Raw genomic sequence first — 234 nt, forward strand, 5'->3', positions numbered from 1 at the left:
GCCTCGGCCTGAGCGACCCTATCGCGCCCCTCATCATCGCGGCTCCGTCTCTCTTCCTCTCCGCGTCTCCTTTCCTTTCTCTCCTCTTCCTCTCCTCCTCTCTCCTCTTTCCCTTCCTCCTCCCCTCTTCCCCCCTCTCTCCTTCCCCCTCTCCTTTTCTCCTCCTCTTCCTTCTCCTTTCCTCTTTCCTCTGTCTCTCTCCTCCTTCTCTCCTTCTTCTCTCTTCCCTCCCTC

At 58.5% G+C, this 234-nt stretch carries 1 protein-coding gene; it reads right to left on the reverse strand.

Going from position 1 to position 234, the window contains the following annotated elements:
- On the reverse strand, window positions 1-234 hold a 234-nt coding region (locus ACWXWW_RS18380), incomplete at both ends, for a hypothetical protein (protein ID WP_455971491.1).

This window comes from Microbacterium sp. KNMS (assembly GCF_053851835.1).